Source organism: Mycobacterium pseudoshottsii JCM 15466, from assembly GCF_003584745.1.
Classification (GTDB): domain Bacteria; phylum Actinomycetota; class Actinomycetes; order Mycobacteriales; family Mycobacteriaceae; genus Mycobacterium; species Mycobacterium marinum.
In genome coordinates, this window is sequence record NZ_AP018410.1 from 3388283 (window position 1) to 3411306 (window position 23024).

Consider the following 23024-nt stretch of genomic DNA (forward strand, 5'->3'; position numbering starts at 1 on the left):
GCGTACACCAGGCCCGCCGTCCATGGCGCGACTTTACCCGGCGCGCCGAGGCCAAACGGTCAGACACCCACTCGGCGCCAGCCGTCGGCGGCCCTGGCGGCCCGCAGCAGCTCGTCGCACAACTCACGCAGCTCGTCGACGCCGGCTCCCTCGTCAAGCGCGGTGGCGACGTCCTCGGCTGCGCATCGCACCTGGTAAACGCGATCCGACAGGTCGGCCGCCTCGTCCGCCGACAACACCACAGCATCGGCCGGCAGCGCCAATGCGGCCCCCGCATCGCCCCGGGTCATCATGGCCCGTTGCTCGTAGGCCCGCTGCCGGCATGACTGCCGGCAGTACTGACGACGACGGCCCATACCCGCGTCGGTGACGTCACGGCCGCACCAGCGGCATGGTTGAGGGCGAGGACGACGACTCACGCCTGCCGACTTTAGTCGGCCTCGCTCGACGCACTCAGTATCATTAATGGTCGCGTCGTGCGCCCGGGAACTATGTAGCCGGTCGCGACGTTTGGCAATCGGAAAGAATCACCAGTACGGAGCCCACCAGCTCGATGATCCGGAGGAGTAGCGGCGATGGCTGATCGTGTCCTTAGAGGCAGTCGATTGGGGGCCGTAAGTTACGAAACCGACCGCAACCACGACCTCGCCCCGCGTCAGATTGCTCGATACCGCACCGAGAACGGCGAAGAGTTCCAGGTGCCGTTCGCCGACGATGCCGAGATTCCCGGCACCTGGCTGTGCAAGAACGGCATGGAAGGCACCCTGATCGAGGGTGATCTGCCGGAGCCGAAGAAGGTCAAGCCGCCGCGCACGCACTGGGACATGCTGCTCGAGCGTCGCTCGGTCGAAGAACTCGAAGAGCTGCTCAAGGAACGTCTTGACCTGATCCGGTCGCGTCGCCGCGGCTGATGCCGCGGCCGGACCGCCGGCTAGCTGTGGTCGTGGGTGTGGGCGCGGTCGCCCCCACCCTCAGAACCCGCGAACCTGCCCTTGACGCCCCACCGGGCGACTTTGAACAGCGCCTCGCGGATGTTGGACCCGCTCATCTTCGATACGCCGATCTCGCGTTCGGTGAAGGTAATGGGAACCTCGGCGACGACGAAGCCGCTGTTCACGCTGCGCCAGGTCATCTCGATCTGGAAGCAGTAGCCCTTGGAGTCGACGCTGGCGAGGTCGATCTTCTCCAGCACCTCACGGCGGTAAGCCCGGTAGCCGGCGGTGATGTCGTGCACCCCAATACCGAGCGCGAGCCGCGAATAGGTGTTGGCCGTCTTGGACAAGGCCAGGCGCCGCCACGGCCAGTTTCGTACCGTGCCCCCGGGGACATAGCGCGAACCGATGGACAGGTCCGCACCGGCGTCGACGGCGTCCAGCAGGCGGTGTAGCTGTTCGGGCGCGTGGCTGCCGTCGGCGTCCATCTCGACCAGCACCGAGTACCCCCGGCTCAAGCCCCAGGCGAACCCTTCCAGGTAGGCAGCACCCAGGCCGTTCTTGGCCGTGCGATGCAGGACATGAATGCGATCGGGATCGGCGGCGACCAGCTCGTCGGCAAGCCGCCCGGTGCCGTCGGGGCTGTTGTCATCGACGATCAGCACGTGTACGTGCGGGCACGCGTCGACCACCCGCCGATGGATCAGGGGCAGGTTCTCCCGCTCGTTGTAGGTGGGAATGATCACCAGGGTGCGCTCGCTGGGACGAGGTCCCGGGCTCTGGGGCGCAGGTTGGCCGGTGGTCATGTAGCTCCTTATATGTCGCCCGAAATCAGGTTGAGTGGTGGCCGCCCGCCTCAGGCGGGGTGCCGGTTGCTGTCTGCAGGTCGTCCTCGGATTCGTTCCGGGACGCCGCGCCCGAGTCGTCAGCTTCGTCCTGGGGCGCATCGGACTGATCAGCTTCGCCCGCGGGCCCGGACCGCCGACGCGTCGGACGCGGGAACCACCCATTGTGCCGCATCGCGACCAGAATCAGCACGCCAGCCGCCCCCACCATCAGCCATTGCAGGATCGGAGCCCAGCGTGTTGCCGGGGTGAGTCTGGTCTTGAGACGGACCTGTATGTCCAGATACGCGGGCTCGAAGAAATCGGCCCGAACCAGCTCGCGGCCGTCTGGCGCTATCACCGCGCTGATTCCGGTGGTGCCGGCGACCACCACATATCGGTCGTGTTCGACGGCCCTCACCTTCGCAAAGGCCAGCTGCTGCTCGCTCATCGTCTTGTTGAACGTGGCGTTGTTGCTGGGCACGGCCAGCAGTTGGGCCCCGTTTCGGACGGCCTTTCGCGGAGCCCTGTCAAAGATCACTTCCCAACAGGTCGACACGCCCACCGGTACGCCTGCGATGTTCACCACATCCGAACCCGGCCGGGGTACGAAGTGCCCGGCCCGGTCGGCATACCCGGAAAGATGCCGGAACAGCCACGGCATGGGCAGATATTCGCCGAATGGCTGCACGATTTCCTTGTCGTGGCGGTCGCCCGGTCCGGTGGTGGGATTCCAGACCAGCACGGTGTTGGTGTACTCCGCGTTCTCCAGGTTCTTCTGGCTGCTGCCCGGAGCGTCGAGCACCGTACCGACCAGGATCGGCGCTCCGATCGCCACGGCGGCCTTCGAGATCTGCTGCGCAGCGTCGGGGTTGATCAGTGGATCGATGTCCGAAGAGTCCTCCGGCCAGATGACGAACTGCGGCTGCGGAGCTAGGCCGGCTCGGACGTCCTCGGCCAGCTCGAGTGTCTCGCGGACGTGGTTGTCCAGGACCGCGCGACGCTGCGCATTGAAGTCCAGACCCAGCCGGGGCACGTTGCCCTGCACCACCGCGACGGTGATGGTGGGTTCTCCGCCGGATCCCGCACCGGCGTGGCGCACCTGCGGCCACACAATGACCGCGGCGAACAACACCAGACAGACGGTGATACCCGGCAGCAGGACCGCGGGGGGCTTGGCCGGCTCAACCGGCTGGGCCGCCTCGGGGTCGGCCTGCGGAGCGGCCGGGCTGCCGGTGCGCCACCACTTCTCGATCTCCAGGGCGATAGCGGCAAAGCTGGAGCCCACCAGCACTACCCCGGTGGACAACAGCGGCACACCGCCGAGCTGCGCCAACGGCAGCAGCGGCCCGTCAACCTGGCCGAACGCCACCGATCCCCAGGGGAAACCGCCGAACGGAACGATCGACTTCAGCCATTCTTGTGCGCCCCACAGCACCGCGAACCAGATCGGCCAGCCCGGCAATCGGCGCACCACGACCGCCGACAGGCCGAACAAACCCGGGAACAGCGCCGAGGTGGTGGCCAGCACCAGCCAGGGCACCGGCCCCACCAACGTCCCGATCCACGGCAACAGCGGCACGAAACAGGCCAACCCGAACACGAATCCATAGCCCAGCCCGCCCACAGGGGTGCTGGCTGGGTGCATCAGCACCCAGGTCAGCAGCGCCACCGAGACGATGGCAGCCCACCACCAGTTGGTGGGCGGGAAGCTGGCATACATCAGGAATCCGGCGACAAGCGACACCACCAACCGCACCAGCCGCGGGCGAGTTGCGGCCCACAGGCCGGGCAGTCGAGCCGCCGCTCCGGCGCCAAATGCCACCAGCCCCTGGCGCGCGGCAGTTCCGAGCCGAACGGCAGCGCTCGGCCCGGCGCTCACCTGCGTGGTCTCGGCCTCGGTCTCGGAATCCTGCGCCTCGTCCTGCGCCTCGTCCTGCTCGTCGGCGAGATCATCGGCGATCGCGGCGTCATCGCCCGGGTCAGCGGTATCCGCGTCGGGCTCTCGTTCATCGCCAAGCGGACCTGTTTGGTCAACGCCGGGCTCAGGTTGCACAACCTCCGGATTGTCCTCTTGAGCATCCACAGGCAGCCTTTCGCGACCGAGCCAGTCCCTAGCCATAAATGACCGCACCTCGATGCACGGTTTGACGACACCGCGGCAGCGGATCCGCCGGATCCAGCCGCGGCAGCGCGGGCACGCGCGACCGCGGGTCGGTAGACCAACGCTGGACGGCATCGCGGGGTGCGCTGACGGTCAGAGCGCCGGCGTCCCACACGGCATACGAAGCGGGCGCCCCGGGAACCAGGGTTCCGGTCTTTCCGTCCCGCACGCCCGCGGCCCGCCAGCCGCCGCGCGTTGCTGCCGCGAACGCCGCCCGCGCTGACACCGCGCTGCCCGCGGTGTGGTGGTTGACCGCCGCACGCACGCTCGCCCAGGGGTCAAACCCGGTGACGGGTGCGTCGGAACCAAACGCGAGGGGCACGCCTTGGGATGCTAACAGCGCAAGCGGATTGAGCAGGCGCGCTCGCTTCGGACCAAGGCGCCGGGCGTACATGCCCTCAGCGCCTCCCCACAGCGCGTCAAAGTTTGGCTGCACGCTGGCGATGATGCCCCACGCGCCCAGCTTCGCCGCCTGTTCAGCGGTGACCATCTCGGCGTGTTCCAGGCGGTGGCCGCAACGAGCCACGGCGACCACCCCGAGGTCGGCCACGACCCGCTCGAACGCGTCGACCACTGTCGCGACGGCGGCATCACCGATGACGTGAAATCCCGCGGTGACTTCCGCCTCGGTGCAGGCTCGCGCGTGTGCTTCCACCGCTGGCCCGCCCAGGTGGCAGGTTCCGACGCAGCCGGGCTGATCGGCATAGGGCTCATGCAGCCAGGCGGTACGCGACCCGAGCGCCCCGTCCACGAAGAGATCACCGGCCAGGCCGCGCGCGCCCGTTTCGGCCATCAGCGTGCGCGCCTGGGCGGCAGTGGTAACCGCCTCACCCCAGTAGCCGATCACCTCGACACCGTGCGGCAGGGCGGAGAGCTGCAGCCAGTCGTCGAGGCCACCGATTTCGGGGCCGCCGCACTCATGCACCGCGACGATGCCGGCGGCCGCCAGCGACCCCAGCGCCGCGGTCCGCGCCTCGGCGAGCTGTGGTTGAGTCAGCAGATCGCGGGCGCGGGCGCGGACCAGGTGGTGGGCTTCGCCGGTCAGGGGCCCCTGCTCGGTGAACCCGGCGGCCTCCGACAGGTGCGGGACCAGCCGGCGCAGGCCCGAGGAGGCCAGCGCGGAATGGACGTCGACTCGAGCCAGGTATGCGGGCCGTTCACCGAGCACCGCGTCGAGTTGAGCGGTGCTGGGGGCGATGTGCTGCGGCCATGCCGACTCATCCCAGCCATGGCCCCACAGCGGCTGGCCCGGGTGCGCCGCGGCGTGGTCGGCAGCCAACTGCAGGCACCCCCCCAGTGAGCTCGCGGGCCGCAGGTCCAGCCCACTGATCGTCAGACCGGTCGCGGTCAGGTGGATGTGGCTGTCCACGAACCCCGGCGCAACCAATCCGCCGTCGAGATCCTCTACCTGCGCATCGGGGAACTGGTTGCGGCCGACGTCGTCGCTGCCCAGCCAGGCAACGGTATCGCCGCGCACCGCCATGGCGGTGGCGTCAGGATGCGTCGGGCTGTAAACCCGGCCGTTGACCAGCAGCTTGGTGGAAATCCGCGTCACACCGCAAAACTACGTGGGCGGGCCGGCCAGCTACCTGGCACCCGGCGCCGAGCGGTGGCGCGTCGAGGTACGCACGTTTCCGAAACTGTCGAAGCGAGTAAAGCCGTTGAATCGATCGAAACCATCGAAATCATCGAATTCGTCCAATTCGTCGACCTCGACCACCGCCTGCGGCAAGGTCGGCGGCTCACCATCGATGACGTCGATAACCTCGCCGTCGATGAAGTCGCGCTGCTCACGGGCGTTGCGGCGGTTGAACGCATCAGCCATGCTCGCCGCCGCGGCGCCGGTCAGCGGCACCCGTCGCAGCAAACCTCGCACAGCGATAGCGGTCAGGCCGGGACGGGCTGCGGCCCGGATCGGCGGGGCCAGCAGCAACAACCCGAACACGGTGGTGACCAGGCCGGGAACCAGCACGAGCCCGGTGGCCACAGCAACCAGCGCGCCGTCGCTGAGCACGCTTCGCGGTTCCTGCAGGCCGGAGCGCAACTGCCCGAGCTGACGGCTCAGCTGCCAGCCGCCCATTGGGGCCCAGAGCACCAACCCCAGGACGAAGCTGGCCAACAGCACCAGAACTGCCCAGGCGAACCCGATCGCTGCCGTAAGCCCAATCAGTGCCATGAGTTCGACAACGGCGTAGATGAGAATTAGCCAACCTACCATGTGACGCCAACGTATGGGAACTGCGCCCGAGTTCCGCGTACGGTCGCAACACGGCTGCAGTTAGATGACGCTATGACGACGATTGATATCGACACCCCCGCCGGACCAATCGACGCACTGCTGGGCGTTCCCACCGGAGAAGGTCCGTGGCCGGGGGTGGTCGTGGTCCACGACGCGATCGGTTATGCCCCCGACAACGAGGCGATTTCCGAGCGCATCGCCGCGGTAGGCTACCTCGCGCTGACTCCCAACATGTATGCGCGCGGCGGGCGCGCTCGTTGCATTACCCGCGTCTTCCGCGAGCTCTTGACCAAGCGGGGCCGCGCGCTCGATGACATCTTGGCCGCCCGCGACCACCTATTGGCCATGGCCGAATGCTCCGGCCAGGTCGGCATCGCGGGCTTCTGTATGGGCGGTCAATTCGCCTTGATCCTGTCACCCAGAGGCTTTGGCGCATCGGCACCGTTTTATGGCACCCCGCTGCCGCGCCACCTCAGCGAGACGCTCGACGGCGCGTGTCCGATCGTGGCGAGCTTTGGCAACCGCGACCCGCTGGGCCTGGGCGCACCCAGCCGGTTAGGCGAAGTGACCCAGGCCAAACAGATCCCCGCCGACATCAAGGGCTATCCGGGTGCCGGGCACAGCTTCGCCAACAAGCTTCCCCGACAACCGCTGCTGCGCATCACCGGCTTCGGCTACAACGAAGCCGCGACCGAAGACGCGTGGGGCCGGGTCTTCGCGTTCTTCGGCGAGCACCTGGCCGCCGGGACTTCGGGTAGCTGAGCACCGCCAGAGCGGTTGGCGTTCGGCCCGCGGACGTCGGTGCGAAATCGCCAGCGCGAGGTTGCATTACGGCAAACGCCGCGGCGTGTCGCTGCCCGAAAAGCCGGCAAATTGTCACACTGCCGGTATGTTTCGTCCCTCAACAGACGATCACCGCCAGCAAAGTGGCTGGTGCAGAGTGAGATCCGCACCCCGACCGCGATAGGCGACCCGACTGATGACGGTGGAGCTGCCCCCCAAACCGATGCTGACCGAAATTCCCGGCCGCAGCGCCGTGGGCGAGTCCGATGACCGGGCCACAACCGACCCAACCGACCCCAAGGGCAGGGCGGTTCCCTGGCGACCAAAGTTATTGCCGGTCGAGGACCGTCGCTCGATCATGGACACGCTGATGGTGACGCTGTCCGGCGGGGCGCTGTGGCGCTTCGCGGCCCTGATGGTCCTGTCCAGCATGGTCGCCTCGATCGGCCTGCTACAGAATTCCGCGGCCGTCGTCATCGGTGCGATGATGATCGCCCCCTTGATGGCCCCGATCATGGGGATAGCCGCCTGCCTGATCATGGGATGGGGACACCGGCTGCTGCGTGGACTGGCGCTGGTAGCGGTATCGGCCATGGTTGCCGTCGGGGTCGGATGGATCACCGCCACGTTGCTGCCCGCGACCGGCACCGGTCTGCCCAGCGAGGTTGTCGCCCGCTCCAGCCCGGACATCCGCGACCTTCTGGTCGCGATGGGTGCCGGCGCGGTCGGAGCGCTGGCCACGGTGCACAAGAAGATCTCTGCGGCCCTGCCGGGCGTCGCGGTCGCCGTCGCGGTCGTTCCCCCCGCTGGGCGCGGCCGGCGTCCTGCTCGGGCGCGGACAGCCACAGTTGGCCCGCGGTGCCGTCATCCTGTTTTCGACGAACCTCGTCGGCATCGTGGTGATGGCGGCGGTGGTCTTCCTGCTGAGCGGACTGGTCCCGCTCCGCAAGTTCCGCACCCACCGCCGCCAGATCGTCGCGTCGCTGGGTTTGGCGGCGGTCAGCGCCGTGGCGGTTGCCATGATCCTCACCCCGCGGTTCATCGCGCTTACCGGCCATGCCCGTGATCTCGAGATCGCCACCCAAACGCTGACCGACATGCTCAGTCCGGGCAGCGTGCTCAGCCACATCACCGCCACGGGCAGCACGGTCCGAGCCGACATCACCAGCCCCACCTCGCCCCCACCGGTGCAGACCGTGGCCGCCAGTCTCAGCCGGGCCCTGGGGCACCCGGTCACCGTGGAGTTGAGCTGGATTCCGGTGCGCGATCCCGAGCACAGTCGCCCGGACACACCCCAGGGCTCCGGCGTTGTTGATTAGCAGGCTTGTGAGCTGGGGAATTGTGGATTGAGGAGGTCTAGGCGGCGGTTGGCGGTCAAAGCGGTGATCCGGCAGGCTTCGGCGATGTTGTCGGCGCCGTTGAGGCGGTGCAGATTGATCGCGGTGTTGCGTAGCGTTGCTAGGACCTGTGCGCCGTTTCCGGTATGTGCCCTTTGACGGTCTTCGTCGAAGGTGACGTCGCGTATCCAGTGCAGGCTGTTCTCGATTCCCCAGTGTTGACGCATCCAGGTCATGATCGCGGTAGGGCGGGCGTGCTCGAACGGCAGGCTGCAGATGGCATAGACCACCTCCACGCTGCGCTGGTCGGTGGCGGTGATCAAGCGTTCACGAGTGATCCGGATGATTTGTTTTGCGTAGGGGAAGCCGATTCCTCGTGCAGCGGTGATGATTTGCGGGGTGCGGGTCTCGACACGGCCGTGGCCGCGGGAGTCGTCGGTAGCGGCTGTGGGCACCTCGGCCCAGGGCAGCGCGGTGATACGCGCAAGTATTTTGGCTTGGTTGGACTTGACGATCATCAGGTAGTGCGACTTCAAGGTGGCGCAGATCAACTTCGCGGTGACGACCTGGGTATGCATCGCATCCACGGTGACCAGCCACCGCAAGCTACCCGGCAGCAGCGTGAGCAGGGCGCGTACGCAGGGAATTTCATTGCTTTTCTCGGCGACAGCGAGTTGACCGAGCACCAATCGGGCACGGTGGGCGAACACCGACACGAGATGCGTGGCTGTCGCTTTGGCGCGTAAAGCACCACGCAGCATCTTGCCGTCCAACGCGATCGGCACCAATCCACTGGGGTCGCTGCTGGCCACGTGTGCAGTGAAGTAACTGCCCATCCTGGCGTTGAGGTCGGCGGGGTCTAGCCGAGACAAAACAGCGCGGAAGGTCTTCTCACTGGGCCGCCGGAACCGGACCCCTAATTGGGCCAACACATCATCGGGAGCGGTGGCCGCCCATGTGGCAAAACCAGCATAGCCGCGCATCCCCGCGGCAGTGGCCAGAACCGCGATCGCCAACAAAGCCATCAGCGAATACCTCCGACCGCGTGGGTCCCTCGGGTCTGGCACCGAGGCCAACACATCGAGAAACTCCGATCCGATGAGCTCGCTGCGCTCACCAGGACTCCAGCGGTCGAACACCTCTGGAACCGACGACACAGGCAATACTGAAACGGTAGGCACGGGCAACTCCAGACCAACGACGAACAGTAACCAACTCGATCGTTCTCCAGATAGCCCGTGCCTACACTCCGGCCCCAATAGCGCGGCACCAAAGATCATCAACCCAGCTCACAAGCCTGCTAATCAACAACGCCGGAGCCCTGGGACACACCCCAGCCACCGCTGAACGAACTGGGCCCGGTGATCCGAAGCTGGCTGGGTGCTCAGTCGTTGACCCTGCAAGGGCTCAGCTACGAGTCGGGGACGCTGGTGGTTTCCACCGCCGGGCCATTTCCACCGAAACGGGCCGAGGAGCTGACGTCGCTGATCGACTCGCGGTTCAACTACCGCATCCCGGTCAGCCTGGCCTGGACTCGCACCTCAGGCCCAGCCAAGTCCGATGGCACTCAGGCCGCGCTGGATACCGCGCGCACAACCGCGACCGCCTGGGCCGCCAAGAGACCGGACGTCGCGGTGTTGAGCACCAATGGCACCGCCAGCGCCATCACCATCACCCTGATCGGCCAAACCCAACCGGAAGTCGACTCGCTGGAAGCCGACCTGCAGACCGCCCTGCCGCAGTCCACCATCACCATCCAATGGATTTCCGGCGGCGTGCTGGTCGTCGCCACGCCCACCCCCGAACCCACGCCGGCTCCGGCACCAGAGCCCGAACCGACGCCCGCAAAGGTGTCCACCTCGACGCGCTGACCGAGACGGCCGGCGAGGACGGCTAGGACTCGTCCCGGTGACCACCGTGACCGCCGTGACCGCCGTGCCCCCCGGTTCGGTCGTTGTCCTCGGCGGCGTCGGAGTGGTCGGTCGACGCCGGCTCGAGCGCGACACTTCGCGATTGTTGGCCTCGGGTGTTGGTCGACTGCGCGTTCTTGGTCGGTTCCAGGCGCACCACTCGGCCGACGGCCCGACGTAGTCCGGGCGGACCCTCGATCCGCAACAAATGACCGATCCGTCCGGCGCGATACCGCAGTGGTGAGCCGACGAACTCACCCAGCACCACCCCACTGCCCAAGGCGAGCGCGGTCGCCGCCGCCGACAACAACTGGCTTTGCGCCTCATCGAAATGCGAGTCGGCAGCGAAGTAGAAGACAGCGCGGAAAACCGCCAGACCGGGCAGCATCGGCACGATGCCCGCTGTGGCGGTCACCAGCGCGAGGGCTTGACGGCGAATGGAGATCAGGGTCGCCAGAAAACCGACCCCGACCGCAGCGATCCCGGTGGCGATCACCTGACCGAAACCGGCGGTGCCAAGACCGATCAAGACCAGGTCGGCGAGTCCGGCCGCGAACCCGGCGGTGACGGCCGACCGCAGCGGCGCGTAACTCGCCACGGTCAGGCATGCCCCGGCCAGCATGGCTCCGAGCACCGTGAGCAGGATCGGCAGCGGCCCCTGCGGAACAACGAACCCGCCACTCCCATGGACACGCAGCTCGATCTCGACGCCCGCGGTCTTGGCGATCTGCAGGCCGGCAAGGATGCCGACGACGATTCCCGACGTCAGGAACAATGCCTCGCCGATCCGGGCAACCGCGGTGACCATATAGCCGGTTATCGCGTCCTGCATCGCACCGACCAGCGTCAATCCGGATAGCAGCATCACGATCCCGGTGGCCACCAGGGCCGCCAGCCCCTCACCGGTGAACAGATAGGCCGCCACCGCGACCAAGGTCGCGACGGCCGCTCCGGTCACCCGCTGGAAGAAGTACGGGGTCCCGATCCGGTTCAGCACCCGGCCCAGTCGATCGATCGTCGCGGCGGTCAGCGCGGCGATGGCGCAGGTCCGCCAGTTGGCTCCCAGCATCATGGCGATGCCGAGGGAAAAGCCCGCCCAGCAGACGGTCGCCAGCCAGCGCGGGTATGGATGCGGCCGTTGGGTCAACTCGTCCATGGCTTCGTGTGCCTCATCGACGGTGACCCCACCGGCGGTGATCTCCTGGACCAGCCGGTCCAGTTCGGCCAGCCGGGTGAAGTTGGTGGAGCGGGTCCGCACCGAGCGCACGATGGTGACCGGCGCACTCTCCGCGGTCGGCAGGGCCGACACGATGATCGTGGTGACCGTGATGTCGACGACGCAGTCGGTGATCTGATACGCCTGAGCCACGTCGTTGGCGGTGGCGACGACGTCGGCGGTACCCGAGCCGGAGGACAACATCACCTCGGCTAGTCGAATGGTGAGGTCCAAAACCTTGCGGACGTGCTGATCACCCATACCGCTCGAGGTCCGGCTGCGCTGTCCGGCGACGGGCACTGGGTCGCGCCGTCCGCGCAGCGCGATCCGCAGCCCGCGCCGCGAGCCGGCCACGCCATCCAATCGATCCTGCACCCCAGGCAGGATACTGATTTTTGAGGGTGAACCTCGGACCGCGAGCACAACCGCCACGACCGTCAGCGGAGCCAGCCCGCCCATGGTGGCCGTCGATAGCTCGAGTCCGCCGCGCTAGCGCAGGTCAAGACCCCGCATCGGGATGCCGCGAGCTCAATTTCCACGACAACACCTGCGCAAACGTGTGCGTATCACCTGGCCAGCGCGCTGACACGTAGCCGCCGTCGTCGACCACAAACGCCGGCCGCGAGTCGGTCGCGGTGTCACGCACCATGCCGGAAGTCTTGAGCCATCGGTGCGGGGCAGTGCGAGCAACATCACAGAAGTCGGTGGGATCTTCAAGCGCTCGGGTGACTTCCGCCTGCACCGACATGTATCCGCGGGCCTGGCCCGGCTCCTCGGTATAGGTGCGGTAGTAATCGGGATCCCAGCGGCGGGTGCGGCGGGTGAGCTGCCACGCCCGCCGCTCCAACGCCCAGGTCAGTGCGGTCGTCCGGCGCCCGTAGAGCACCGATCTGCCGGTAGCCGGATCGATGCTACGAGCGGCGAGCAAGACGCCATGACAGATCGCGGCCACGATCAGCCCACCCGCAAAGGCCTCTACCACCAGCCCCTGCAGTGTCTGGCTGTCGATGTAGCTGCGCATTCCGCGGGCCCGGTGCCCGCCCGGAAGCAGCAGTGCGTCGACCCCGGCCAGAGTGGCTTGTGCCCAGCTGAGGGGGTGCTGGAACTCGACCGACTGCCGCATCAGTGCATAGCAGCGGCGACCGTCTTTGTTGGCTCGAAGCATCCGACCGATGAGCGAGACGGAACCCAAGACGGGAAGCGCCGACCAGATGTCCAAACCTCGGCCGCTCACCATGATGTCGTCGGCGATCCCCGTAGCACCGCTTTCGGTGGCAAAAATGACCCGATGGCCGTCTTGGGTCAGCACGCGTCAGCTGACCGCAACCTCGGTGGGGTCGAAATCACGGTCCGGGATCGGAATCAGGACGGTGCCCATGCGGTCGGCCCTAGGCCACCCTGAGCTCGAGTCCGACGTTCTTGTCCATGCCGCCGCGCAGTTTGCTGAATAGGTTGAAGACCTTGCCCACGATGCCGTAGCGCTTGCCGATCGCGTCGTACACGGCCGCCGTTTGCGACTTGTCCAGGATGGCGGCGGTGCCTTCGACGGCCTCGCTCTTCGGACGACCGCGCATGTCGCAGATGGCCAGCGTGACACGCGGTGTGTTGCGGATGGCCAGCGTGACACGCGGTGTGTTGCGGATCCGCTTGACCTTCCACGACTTTCCCTCGGTGATCAACAGCAGGCGGTCACCGTGGTCACCGTCCAAAGCGGCCCAGACCGGCACCGGCTTGGGCCGGCCGTCCTTGGTGAAGGTGGTGAGCAGGATGTATTGCGCCTTGGCCAGGTCAGCGAACGTGGGTGTCACGCTGTCAACCTACCGCGGGCCGGTTCCCCTAGCTCGCGAGCAGACACAGAATCGCACTCGGAGGGCTATCCGAGTGCGATTCTGTGTCTGCTCGCGAGCTAGGGGGGGCTACCCCTCCAGATCACCCTCGGTTTCCAGCAGCGCCTGGCGCAGACCGTCGAGCGTCTCGGGCTGCGGCTGAGCCCACATCCCGCGCCCGGCCGCCTCCAGCAGTCGCTCGGCCATGCCGTGCAGCGCCCAGGGGTTGGACTCCGTCATGAACTTGCGGTTCTCCGGGTCCAGCACATAGCGCTCGGTGAGCTGCTCATACATCCAGTCGGCCATCACCCCGGCGGTCGCGTCGTAGCCGAACAGGTAATCGACCGTCGCCGCCATCTCGAAGGCGCCCTTGTAGCCATGCCGGCGCATGGCGGCCATCCAGCGGGGATTGACCACCCGCGCCCGGAACACCCGGGTGGTCTCCTCCGACAGTGTTCGGGTGCGGATCGCGTCGGGGCGAGTGTTGTCGCCGATGTAGGCGGCCGGCGCTTGGCCGGTCAGGGCACGCACGGTGGCCACCATGCCGCCGTGATACTGGAAGTAATCGTCGGAATCGGCGATGTCATGTTCTCGGGTGTCGGTGTTCTTGGCGGCCACGGCGATGCGCCGGTATTGGCGGTTCATGTCGTCGACCGCTTCGCGGCCCTCCAGGTCGCGTCCGTACGCGAATCCGCCCCAGGCGGTGTACACCTGCGCCAAGTCGGCGTCGTCGCGCCAGTTGCGGCTGTCGATCAGCTGCAACAGCCCGGCGCCATAGGTTCCCGGTTTGGAGCCGAAAATCCTTGTGGTGGCTCGCCGTTGGTCGCCGTGCTGAGCCAGGTCGGCCTGGGCGTGCGCGCGTACGTAATTGTCTTCGGCCGGCTCATCGAGTTCGGCCACCAGCCGCACGGCATCGTCGAGCATCGTCACCACGTGCGGGAACGCGTCGCGGAAGAACCCGGAGATCCGGACCGTCACGTCGATGCGCGGCCGGCCCAGCTCGGCCAGTGCAATGGGAGTCAGGTCCACCACGCGCCGGGACGCCTCATCCCACACCGGCCGAACGCCCAGCAGCGCGAGCACTTCGGCGATGTCGTCACCGGCGGTGCGCATCGCCGAAGTGCCCCACACCGACAGCCCCACCGACTGCGGCCACCGCCCGTGGTCATTGCGGTATCGAGTCAACAGTGAATCCGCTAGCGCCGCACCGGCTTCCCAGGCTAGCCGGGATGGTACGGCCTTGGGGTCCACCGAGTAGAAGTTACGTCCGGTCGGCAAGACGTTGACCAGACCGCGCAACGGCGACCCCGACGGACCCGCGGCAATGAAGTGTCCGTCCAGGGCACGTAGCACCTGGTCGATCTCGGCTTCCGTCCCGGCCAGCCGCGGCACCACTTCGGTAGCGGCGAACCGCAGCACCGCCGCCGCCTCGGGATTGTCGGTGATCTGTTCGACGGCAGCGCAATCCCAGTCCGCGGCCTGCAGCGCGGCCACCAGGCCACGGGCGGCCGCCTCGATCCGGTCCACTGCCGCACGCTCGTCCGTGCCGTCCTCGGCCAGGCCGAGTGCCTGGCGCAAACCGGGTAGCGCCTGCGCACCGGCGAACAGCTGGCGGGCCCGCAGAATGGCCAGCACTAGATCGAGTTCGGTCTCCCCCGTTGGCTTTTGCCCGAGGATGTGCAGGCCGTCGCGGATCTGGACATCCTTGATCTCGCAGAGCCAACCATCGACATGCAGCAGCATGTCATCGAAGCAGTCCTCTTCCGGGCGCTCGGTCAGCCCTAGGTCGTGGTCCATCTTGGCGGCCCGGATCAGCGTCCAGATCTGCTGACGGATGGCCGGCAGCTTGGCCGGGTCCAGCGCCGCGACGTTGGCGTGCTCATCGAGCAACTGCTCCAGCCGGGCGATGTCACCGTAGGTTTCGGCGCGGGCCATCGGCGGGATGAGGTGATCGACCAGAACCGCGTGTGCCCGCCGTTTTGCCTGGGTCCCCTCACCGGGGTCGTTGACCAGGAACGGATAGATCAACGGCAGATTGCCCAGCGCGGCATCGGATCCACACGCCGCCGACATGCCCAGCGTCTTGCCCGGCAACCATTCCAGATTGCCGTGCTTGCCCAGGTGCACCACCGCATGAGCCCCGAAGCCCGCATCCAGCCAGTGGTAGGCGGCCAGATAGTGATGACTCGGCGGCAGGTCCGGGTCGTGGTAGATCGCCACCGGGTTTTCCCCGAAGCCGCGTGGCGGCTGCACCATCAACACCAGGTTGCCCGACTGCATCGCGGCGATGACGATTTCGCCATCCGGATCATTGCTGCGGTCGACGAACAGCTCCCCCGGCGGCGGACCCCAATGCTGGGTCACCGCATCGGTCAGCCCGGATGGGAGCGTGGCAAACCAGCGCCGATAGTCCTTGGCGGATACCCGGATCGGGTTACCGGAAAGCTGACCTTCGGTGAGCCAGTCCGGATCCTGGCCGCCGCGCTCGATCAGCGCGTGGATCAGCGCGTCGCCATCGGCCGCTTCGACACCGGGCAGCTCGCCCACCTGGTACCCACGTTCGCCCATGGCCCGCAGCAGCGCCACCGCAGTGGCGGGGGTGTCCAAGCCGACCGCGTTGCCGATGCGCGCATGCTTGGTCGGGTAAGCCGAGAACACCAACGCCACCCGTTTGCCGGCGGGGTCAACGCCGCGCAGTCGCGCGTGCCGCAGCGCCAGGCCCGCGACCCGGTCGCAGCGCTCCGGATCGGCGACATAGGCGATCAGGCCGTCGTCGTCGATCTCCTTGAACGAGAACGGAACTGTGATGATGCGGCCGTCGAACTCCGGTACCGCGACCTGAGTCGCGACGTCGAGCGGGGACAGTCCGTCGTCGTTGGCGCACCATTGCGCCCGCGGGCTGGTCAGGCACAGCCCCTGAAGAATCGGAATATCCAGGGCCGCGAGGTGTTCCACGTTCCAGCTGTCGTCATCACCGCCGGCGGATGCGGTTGCCGGCTTGACCCCACCGGCGGCCAGCACGGTGACCACCATGGCATCGGCACTACCCAGCGTTGTCAGCAGTTCCGGCTCGGCGGTGCGCAACGAGGCGCAGTACGCCGGAAGCGCACGTCCGCCCGCGGCTTCGATCGCCGCGCACAACGCCTCCACATAGGCGGTGTTGCCGGCCAAGTGTTGCGCGCGGTAGTACAGCACGGCAATGGTGGGACCGGCGCTGCCGGCATCCGGTCGCCGCAGCACCCCCCAGGACGGGATGGCAACCGGCGGACCGAAACCAACGCCCGTCATCAGCACGGTGTCGCAAAGGAACGAGTGCAACTGGCGCAAGTTGTCCACGCCCCCCTGCGCCAGGTAGATGTGAGCCTGCAGCGCGATACCCGCCGGGACCGAGGAACGGTCCATCAACTCCGCGTCAGCGGCCTGCTCGCCGCTGACCATGACCGCGGGGACGCCGGCGGCCAACACGGCCTCGATGCCGTCCTCCCAGGCCCGGTAGCCGCCGAGAATCCGCACCACCACGATCGCGGCGTCGGTTAGCAGGTCCGCCAGCTCCAGATCGGACAGCCGCGCCGGGTTGGCCCACCGATAGGCCCTGCCGCTGGATCGGGCACAGATCAGGTCGGTATCCGACGTCGACAACAGCAGGATGGTCGGCTCAGCCACCAGTCATTCGTACCGCAGCGCCCTCATGGCGACGAATCGGCACGTAGGGTTCCCATATGAGCAGGGGTTTCGTCGTTACCTTCGCGGTCGGGCTGATCATCGCGCTATTCGGGTCGATCTGGGCGCTGCAGGGATTCGGAGTGCTCGGCGGCAGCCCGATGAGCAACACCACCACCTGGTCTGTCATCGGGCCGATCACTGCGCTGGTCGGCATAGTGATCGCGGTGATCAGTTGGCGCAGGATGTCGTCTAAATAGACCTCACTTGTCCACCACGGTGAAGGTCACCGTGTGCCAGCCGGTAGCGCCATCGGGAACCGGATCGGCCCGATCTTCGGTTTGCACCGCCCCGGTGTTGTCGATGGCCCGCACAGTAATGGTGTGAGTCCCGGGGCTTTTGGCCTGCCAAGGCAAACTCCACAACCGCCACGTCGCATTGGAATAACTCGCGCCCAGTTCAGCGCGCTGCCACCCGCCGTCCCCGATACGGACCTCCACGGCCCGCACGCCACGATTCTGCGCCCATGCGCGACACCGCCGAACACCACGGGCCCCACCGGCACCTTCTGACCTCTTTTCGGCACATCGATCCGCGACTCGGTCTTGATCGGCGCCCGCGCGGCCCAGCCCTGCCGCGTCCAGTACGCCTTGGCCCTGTCGAACCGGGTCAGCTCCAGCTCGACCACCCATTTGGTTGCCGACACGTAGCCGTAAAGTCCGGGCACCACCAGGCGGGCGGGGTAGCCATGCTCGACCGGCAGGGGCTGGCCGTTGAGGCCCAGCGCTAGCAGCGCTTCACGGCCGTCGGCGAGGGCCTGCACCGGAGTACCGGCGGTGAACCCGTCGATTGAAGTCGAGAGCACCATATCGGCGTCTTTGTGCACACCGGCGGCCGACAACAGATCCGCGACCCGGTATCCCGTCCAGATGCCCGTTGAAATGAGGTTTCCACCAACCGGATTGGATACGCAGGTCAGTGTGGCCACCGTTTCGACCACGTCGAATTGGGTGAGGTCGTCGAACGTGTAGCTGATTTCGCGGTCCACCATGCCGTGAATGCGCAGCCGCCAGTCACCGCGGCTGAGTTGCGGCACAACAAGTGCGGTGTCGATCCGGTAGAAGTCGGCGCTAGGTGTGATGAAGTCCAGGAGCGCAACACCTTTCGGTTGCACATCGGCCGGTATTGGCGGCGCCGTTGTTCCTGGCTGGGGAAGGGTGAATGCCTTGCGGTCGGCCGCCACCGAATGCGCCAGGCGCACGAGGACCGCACCCGTTACCCCGGTTACGACTCCGAATCCCAGCAAGCCCAACATGATCAACCTGCGCCGGCCGGCGTCCGACTGGTCGCCGCTGCCGTTCGGATCCTCTGCGTCGGGCCAGAACCGGCGCATCAGCACGCGCAGCAGCAGCACACCGCAGGCGGCGCCCGCGATGGTGGGAATCGTGTCCAGGAGGGTCCCACCCTGGCGCGACAGCACGGCGGCGCAGCCGAGAACACCCGCCGCGGCGATCACGGCGCTGCCGAGCGGGCGGCGCTGGGTCTCGAGGGTCCCGGCCAGCGCCGCCAATGTCGCGATCACTACGAGCACCACGATGGCTAGGAAGGGTTTGTCCAATGGACCGAGGGCCTGGATCACCCACTCTTTGATCGGCCCCGGGGTGATATCGATGACCGCAGAGCCGACCGCCGTGCGTGCGTCGGCGCGCGTCCCAAACGGGATGCTGACCACCTGGGCGACACCGAGCGCGACGGACGCAGCGGCAACCCCGGCAAGCATCCACTCGTTCGCCGAGGGCCCCGCCATCCCAGCGACTCTACTCGCGCCGCTCTCTGCCAGCGCAAAAGTTCCGCCGCACAAGCAAACCAGCGCATTCGGCACGGTTGCGTCGGCCACTGGCGGCGCCGGTGCGGATCCCTCCGTTGGTGTGGGTTCCTGGGGACAGTCGCCAAGTCGTACCGTGTAGCGATGACATCTTCGGTTGCCGGAAAAGTCGTCGCCATCACCGGTGGGGCTCGCGGAATCGGTCTGGCTATCGCCACGGCGCTACACGGCTTGGGCACCAAAGTCGCGATCGGCGACATCGATGAGTCCACGGCCAAATCATCCGGCGACCGGCTCGGGCTGCCGCTGGCCTGCGGATTGGATGTGACAAACCGGCAGTCGTTCACCGCTTTCCTCGACACCGTCGAGGACAAGTTGGGGCCACTGGATGTCCTGGTGAACAACGCCGGTTTGATCTCGGTGGGCAGCGCGGTCGATGAGCCTGACGATGCCACTCACCGCCTGTTCGACGTGAACGTCCACGGCGTCATCCTCGGCACCAAATTGGCCACGCAGCGGATGCTGCCCCGACGCCGCGGGCACGTCATCAACATCGGCTCGGTGGGCAGCATGCTGCCCACCGAAGGCATCGCAACCTACTGCGCCACCAAGCATGCCGTGCTCGGCTACACCGACGCGGTCCGAATGGAAACCCGCGGCAAGGGAGTCCATTTTTCGGTGATCATGCCGACGCTGACCAATACCGAAATGGTCGCCGGTGTCGGACATGCGAAGGGCTTCAAGAATGCCGAGCCGGAAGACGTCGCGCGGGCGGTCGTCGGCGTGATTGCGAAGCCGGAACCCCATGTGGCCGTGCCTCGTTCGCTGGGTGTGACGCTGTGGGCGCAGCGTCTGATGCCGTTGGGCCTGGCGGAGGCGCTTGGCCGCGCGCTGGGGTCCGGGCGCGTTTTCACCACCGATCTGCGACGCGACCAGCACGACGTCTACACCCGGCGGACCGGCATTTCGTGACCCCGGTGAACACTCGCGTCGACCTGGGGCCCGAGTCGCTGCTCTGGCGCTGGGCGGGCGACATGCGAATCGCTTTCGAGGGCGGTACGGCGGGTTTGATGCAGACGATGCATCCCGCGATCGGCCAAGGGCTCATCGACCACTCGAACTTTTTCGACGATCCGGTAGACCGGGTATTCCGTTCACTGCCCGGCATTCTCGGCACCATCTACGACGGACCCGATGCGGACGCGACCGGGATCAGGGTGCGCGACTTCCACCGCGACATCAAGGGCCAACTGCCCGACGGGCAGCGCTACCACACACTCAAACCCGAGACGTACTGGTGGGCACACGCCACCTTCCAGATGATGGTGCACCGGCTCGCCGAGCACTGGGATGTCCACCGGTTGACCGATCGCGAACGCGAACGCCTTTACCTCGAGGGCCGCGAATGGTACCGGCGATACGGCATGACCGACTCGGTGCTGCCCCCGACGTTGGCTGATTTCAACCGGGAATACGAGCGCTACTGCACCGAAGTGCTGCAGCCCAACGCTGCTTCGGATTTTCTGATCGAGTTCATCCAGCGCACGGCGATCCCCGACATGAGCACCTCGCCGGATTATCCGAGCACTCCGCTGCTGCGCCCGATCATGGACGCCCTGCTGCCCACGATGCCGGTTCGCACCGCGCTGGCAACGCCGATGCGCCTGGTCATCTTTGGCGGTCTGCCTCCGGTTGTGCGGGAGCGCTTCGGGATTGGGTGGTCCGGCGTCGACGAGGCAAGCTATCGCGCGTTGCGGACCACCATCAAACAGGGTTGGCGCACCGTGCCCGCGTCGCTGAAGTGGCACGACACCGCGCGCCGGAGCTGGCTTCGTGAGCTGGGCCGCATTCCACGCCGGTTCTAGCCGGGGGCAGCACAGCACCGTGCTTCGCGGGGACTGACCGCCCGCGACAACCGCTAGTTGCCGATCTGGGCTCGGTAGTTCCGATTTACCCGGTCCGCTCCCCCAGCACTCGAAAGTGGGTGATCGGCGCATCGATTTCCGCCATGGCCACAGCTGCGCACCCCTCCAAGTCGAAATGGTCACGTACCAGGGCCGCAACGGTGTGCGAGACCACCGCGGCGCCCGGCGGCGCCTGGCCGGACACCCGGGTAGCAACGTTGGCGGCCAGCCCGTAAACGTCGTCTCGAGTGATGTCGGAAGACACCAGCCCGCGATGCACCCCGGCTCGCACGGCGATCCCCACGCCGAATCGGCGTTGCGCGTAGTCGCTGAGCTTGCTGACCTCTCGGGTGATCTCCAAGCTCGCCCGCACGGCACGGTGCGCGTCGTTGTGCTGCCCCGCCCGATGCCCGAAAACCACCAGCAGCCCCTCGCCCTTCGGCGAGCCGATGTGGCCGCCAAACCGGTTCGCGATCTCCAGCACCAGGTCTCGATAGCGGCCCACCAACAGCCCGTAGCTACAGGGCTCCAGTCGGGTCGAAAGAATGGTGGCGTCGACCAGGTCGGCGAACACGATCGTCAAGCGCCGGATCTTGCCCCCGTCGCCCGGGGCCGCCGCCAGCACGCCCCGGGCCTCGATGTTTCCCTGTTCGACCGCCAGCACCTGCTGCGCGAGAGCATCAGCCACACCACGGTCGCCCCGGTTGAGGGCCAGCACGGCGCGGTCCAGCAGCTCGTCGAGCGACCCAGCGGCGCGGTTGGGTTGCTCGGGGCGCGGCTGACCCTCGCTCACGTCAATATCGTGTCACCTACCCGCATCGGCGTGAACCGAAGACGCGCACTGGTTCGACCCGTCGACCATCGAGATGCTCGGCTCATTGCTGGCCAACGGAACCGGTCGACTACTGCCGGTAATCACCGGACGCCCCGGCGACTGGCTTCCGCGGCAGTGGCCGGTCGAAGTGATCGAGTTGAAGCCGTTGACCCAGGAACAGACCGATACCCTGATCGACGCTCTGGATCCCGGCCTGTCCTCGGACGATCGCGCGGCGATAGCTGGCCGTTGCGACGGCGTGCCGTTCTACATCGAGCAGGTCGTCACCGGCCTGCGCACCAGCGGAGTTCCGGAGGGCCTCTACGAGCCCCTGCTGGCCCGGCTGCGCGCGAGCGCCAACGTCGTCCCGGTCGTGGAGGCCGCCGCGCTCATCGGCCGCCACCTGGATCGTGGCTTGTTGACCTCGGTGGTCGACCTGAGTGACGACGCGCTCGACGATGTCCTGGGCGAACTCGAGGATGCGCAGGTGTTCGAGCCGTGGGGTACCAACGGCTGGCGATTCCGCCACGAGTTGCTTCGCGAGGTAGCCGCGGAGTTGGCACCGCCCAGCGTCCGCCGCGAACTGCATTCCAAGGTGGCCAACGCCTTGATCGGCGGGGCGGGCGGCGAACCCGACTGGCAGCTGGTGGCCGCACACTACGAGCGGGCCGAGAACCACGGCGAGGCCGTATCGGCGTACCAGCGGGCATCCACCGCCGCCAGACGCCGCGGCGCCGTCGGCGAGGCCCGCGGCTACCTGACAAACGCACTCACGCAGATCGATCGACAGGGGGCCGAGCGCGCCCGCGATCTGCGGGAGATGGCGGTGCGGCTGGAACGGGGGTTTCTCGCCAGCGTTGCCGAGGGCCCGCTCAATCGCGCCACCGCGACCGACTTCGAGTGCTGCCTGCGGTTGGGCGGGGCCGAGGTCCGTGATGACGAGGTCTTCGAGACGTTGCTCGCCCTGGCCGGGTATTACTTCGCGGTGGGCGACCTGGCCCGCTCTACCGGAGTATTCGAGGCGTTACGCGCTGGCCTCACCGACGGGCGGGAGTTCTTCGGGTTGTTGATCAGGATCTGTCTCGGCATCGCAGCGTGGCTGCGCGGTGCGTTTGCCACCGCGGGCCCGCAGATACAGTGCGCCGTCGAGGAGTTGCTGGCCGCAGACCAGCACACAATCGAGGCCATGTGGTTCGCGCCGACAGATCCGCTGACCATGGCACACGGTGTGCTGGCTCTCGATCGGATCGCCCACGGCGATCTGCGCGCGGCACAGGCCCAGGTTGCTCAGGCCGCCCGGCGGGCCGACGGACTCAGCTTCCCGCACGGTCCCTTCAGCGTCGGCTTTGCGCGGTTCTTCGAGATTTGGGTGGACGTCTAAGCCCACCGGTTCGACCACGCCGCGGCGGCGGCCTCCGGCCTGATCGACCACGCCCAGCGGCACGGGTTCGAGGTGTGGGCACTGTGGGGTACGGCGCTGCGGGCCACGGTCGACGCGCTGGCATCGATTGGGTCGGATGACCCGGCCGTGATCGGCGCGAGCATCGCGCGCGCAACCGAACTGGTGCAGACCGTTCGCGCGGCCGGTTT

Annotated in this window: 16 protein-coding genes and 5 pseudogenes; 10 read left to right on the forward strand and 11 right to left on the reverse strand. The window is 67.1% G+C overall.

Going from position 1 to position 23024, the window contains the following annotated elements:
• Nucleotides 1-59: 59 nt before the first annotated feature.
• Nucleotides 60-419 (reverse strand): hypothetical protein, encoded by a 360-nt coding sequence (locus MPSD_RS15410; protein WP_081651020.1) that lies wholly within the window; start codon nt 417-419, stop codon nt 60-62.
• A gap of 156 nt (nt 420-575) precedes the next feature.
• On the opposite strand from MPSD_RS15410, the gene rbpA reads away from it, so the two are divergent.
• Nucleotides 576-911, forward strand: a complete 336-nt coding sequence (gene rbpA, locus MPSD_RS15415; RefSeq protein ID WP_011740265.1) for an RNA polymerase-binding protein RbpA — start codon at nt 576-578, stop codon at nt 909-911.
• Here rbpA and lnt read toward each other — a convergent pair.
• From lnt to MPSD_RS15435, 3 genes and pseudogenes are all read right to left on the reverse strand, one after another.
• Nucleotides 894-3581, reverse strand: a pseudogene (gene lnt / locus MPSD_RS15425) (apolipoprotein N-acyltransferase); the annotation flags it as partial. The gene rbpA and the pseudogene lnt sit on opposite strands and share 18 nt — an antisense overlap.
• A 289-nt stretch (nt 3582-3870) precedes the next feature.
• A complete protein-coding gene (locus MPSD_RS15430) occupies nt 3871-5475 on the reverse strand; it encodes an amidohydrolase (protein ID WP_020787232.1) in 1605 nt (534 codons plus the stop codon).
• 174 nt (nt 5476-5649) lie between these two features.
• Nucleotides 5650-6138: pseudogene (locus MPSD_RS15435) on the reverse strand (FxsA family protein); the annotation flags it as partial.
• A 72-nt stretch (nt 6139-6210) separates the two neighbouring features.
• On the opposite strand from MPSD_RS15435, the gene MPSD_RS15440 reads away from it, so the two are divergent.
• The 4 genes and pseudogenes from MPSD_RS15440 (at nt 6211) to MPSD_RS29455 (ending at nt 8261) form a co-directional block, all read left to right on the forward strand.
• Complete coding sequence (locus tag MPSD_RS15440; protein WP_086085865.1) at nt 6211-6921, forward strand: dienelactone hydrolase family protein; 711 nt, start codon at nt 6211-6213, stop codon at nt 6919-6921.
• A gap of 559 nt (nt 6922-7480) precedes the next feature.
• Nucleotides 7481-7681, forward strand: a pseudogene (locus tag MPSD_RS30550) (DUF389 domain-containing protein); the annotation flags it as partial.
• Nucleotides 7656-7796, forward strand: a pseudogene (locus MPSD_RS30555) (hypothetical protein); the annotation flags it as partial. The pseudogenes MPSD_RS30550 and MPSD_RS30555, both read left to right, overlap by 26 nt.
• A gap of 165 nt (nt 7797-7961) precedes the next feature.
• Entirely contained in the window at nt 7962-8261 is a 300-nt protein-coding gene (locus tag MPSD_RS29455; protein ID WP_232022541.1) for a hypothetical protein, read from the forward strand.
• Here the strand turns inward: MPSD_RS29455 and MPSD_RS15450 are convergent.
• Entirely contained in the window at nt 8258-9460 is a 1203-nt protein-coding gene (locus MPSD_RS15450) for an ISAs1-like element IS2404/ISMul1 family transposase (protein ID WP_420811919.1), read from the reverse strand. The genes MPSD_RS29455 and MPSD_RS15450 overlap by 4 nt on opposite strands.
• Before the next feature lie 180 nt (nt 9461-9640).
• On the opposite strand from MPSD_RS15450, the gene MPSD_RS15460 reads away from it, so the two are divergent.
• Nucleotides 9641-10150, forward strand: coding sequence for a hypothetical protein (locus tag MPSD_RS15460; RefSeq protein WP_020787229.1), 510 nt, complete (start codon nt 9641-9643; stop codon nt 10148-10150).
• A 22-nt stretch (nt 10151-10172) separates the two neighbouring features.
• Here the strand turns inward: MPSD_RS15460 and MPSD_RS15465 are convergent, their stop codons facing one another.
• The 4 genes from MPSD_RS15465 to cobN form a co-directional block, all read right to left on the reverse strand.
• Nucleotides 10173-11864 carry a threonine/serine exporter family protein gene (locus MPSD_RS15465; protein ID WP_015355700.1) on the reverse strand — a complete coding sequence of 564 codons (1692 nt, stop codon included), beginning with the start codon at nt 11862-11864 and terminating at the stop codon, nt 10173-10175.
• 40 nt (nt 11865-11904) lie between these two features.
• Nucleotides 11905-12714, reverse strand: coding sequence for a type 1 glutamine amidotransferase domain-containing protein (locus tag MPSD_RS15470; RefSeq protein WP_020787227.1), 810 nt, complete (start codon nt 12712-12714; stop codon nt 11905-11907).
• Between the two features lie 79 nt (nt 12715-12793).
• The gene (locus tag MPSD_RS15475) at nt 12794-13213 is read right to left on the reverse strand and encodes a PPOX class F420-dependent oxidoreductase (protein ID WP_020787226.1); all 420 of its coding nucleotides are present in this window, start codon (nt 13211-13213) and stop codon (nt 12794-12796) included.
• Between the two features lie 108 nt (nt 13214-13321).
• Nucleotides 13322-16894: a cobaltochelatase subunit CobN gene (gene cobN / locus MPSD_RS15480; protein ID WP_119571730.1), complete on the reverse strand. Its 3573-nt coding sequence runs from the start codon at nt 16892-16894 to the stop codon at nt 13322-13324.
• Nucleotides 16895-16950: 56 nt separating this feature from the next.
• Here cobN and MPSD_RS15485 point away from each other — a divergent pair, with 56 nt between their 5' ends.
• Nucleotides 16951-17151 carry a hypothetical protein gene (locus MPSD_RS15485; RefSeq protein ID WP_015355697.1) on the forward strand — a complete coding sequence of 67 codons (201 nt, stop codon included), beginning with the start codon at nt 16951-16953 and terminating at the stop codon, nt 17149-17151.
• Nucleotides 17152-17154: 3 nt separating this feature from the next.
• On the opposite strand, the pseudogene MPSD_RS15490 reads toward MPSD_RS15485, so the two are convergent.
• Nucleotides 17155-18698: pseudogene (locus MPSD_RS15490) on the reverse strand (molybdopterin-dependent oxidoreductase).
• Nucleotides 18699-18860: 162 nt separating this feature from the next.
• On the opposite strand from MPSD_RS15490, the gene MPSD_RS15495 reads away from it, so the two are divergent.
• Together MPSD_RS15495 and MPSD_RS15500 are read left to right on the forward strand one after the other, a co-directional pair.
• Nucleotides 18861-19688 (forward strand): SDR family oxidoreductase, encoded by an 828-nt coding sequence (locus MPSD_RS15495; protein ID WP_020725503.1) that lies wholly within the window; start codon nt 18861-18863, stop codon nt 19686-19688.
• Nucleotides 19685-20581 carry an oxygenase MpaB family protein gene (locus MPSD_RS15500; RefSeq protein WP_086085004.1) on the forward strand — a complete coding sequence of 299 codons (897 nt, stop codon included), beginning with the start codon at nt 19685-19687 and terminating at the stop codon, nt 20579-20581. The genes MPSD_RS15495 and MPSD_RS15500 overlap by 4 nt, the downstream gene beginning before the upstream one ends.
• A gap of 85 nt (nt 20582-20666) precedes the next feature.
• Here MPSD_RS15500 and MPSD_RS15505 read toward each other — a convergent pair whose 3' ends face one another.
• Nucleotides 20667-21413 carry an adenylate/guanylate cyclase domain-containing protein gene (locus tag MPSD_RS15505; protein ID WP_086085003.1) on the reverse strand — a complete coding sequence of 249 codons (747 nt, stop codon included), beginning with the start codon at nt 21411-21413 and terminating at the stop codon, nt 20667-20669.
• A 73-nt stretch (nt 21414-21486) separates the two neighbouring features.
• On the opposite strand from MPSD_RS15505, the gene MPSD_RS15510 reads away from it, so the two are divergent.
• Nucleotides 21487-22815: an ATP-binding protein gene (locus tag MPSD_RS15510; protein ID WP_232022542.1), complete on the forward strand. Its 1329-nt coding sequence runs from the start codon at nt 21487-21489 to the stop codon at nt 22813-22815.
• The last annotated feature ends 209 nt before the right edge of the window (nt 22816-23024 follow it).

Bases quoted from the DNA above. Each gene is read 5' to 3' on its own strand.
- MPSD_RS15465 (WP_015355700.1), bottom strand. From the start codon at position 11,864: ATGGGCGGGCTGGCTCCGCTGACGGTCGTGGCGGTTGTGCTCGCGGTC.
- MPSD_RS15510 (WP_232022542.1), top strand. From the start codon at position 21,487: ATGCTCGGCTCATTGCTGGCCAACGGAACCGGTCGACTACTGCCGGTA.
- MPSD_RS15440 (WP_086085865.1), top strand. From the start codon at position 6,211: ATGACGACGATTGATATCGACACCCCCGCCGGACCAATCGACGCACTG.
- MPSD_RS15495 (WP_020725503.1), top strand. From the start codon at position 18,861: ATGACATCTTCGGTTGCCGGAAAAGTCGTCGCCATCACCGGTGGGGCT.
- rbpA (WP_011740265.1), top strand. From the start codon at position 576: ATGGCTGATCGTGTCCTTAGAGGCAGTCGATTGGGGGCCGTAAGTTAC.
- MPSD_RS29455 (WP_232022541.1), top strand. From the start codon at position 7,962: ATGATCCTCACCCCGCGGTTCATCGCGCTTACCGGCCATGCCCGTGAT.
- MPSD_RS15485 (WP_015355697.1), top strand. From the start codon at position 16,951: ATGAGCAGGGGTTTCGTCGTTACCTTCGCGGTCGGGCTGATCATCGCG.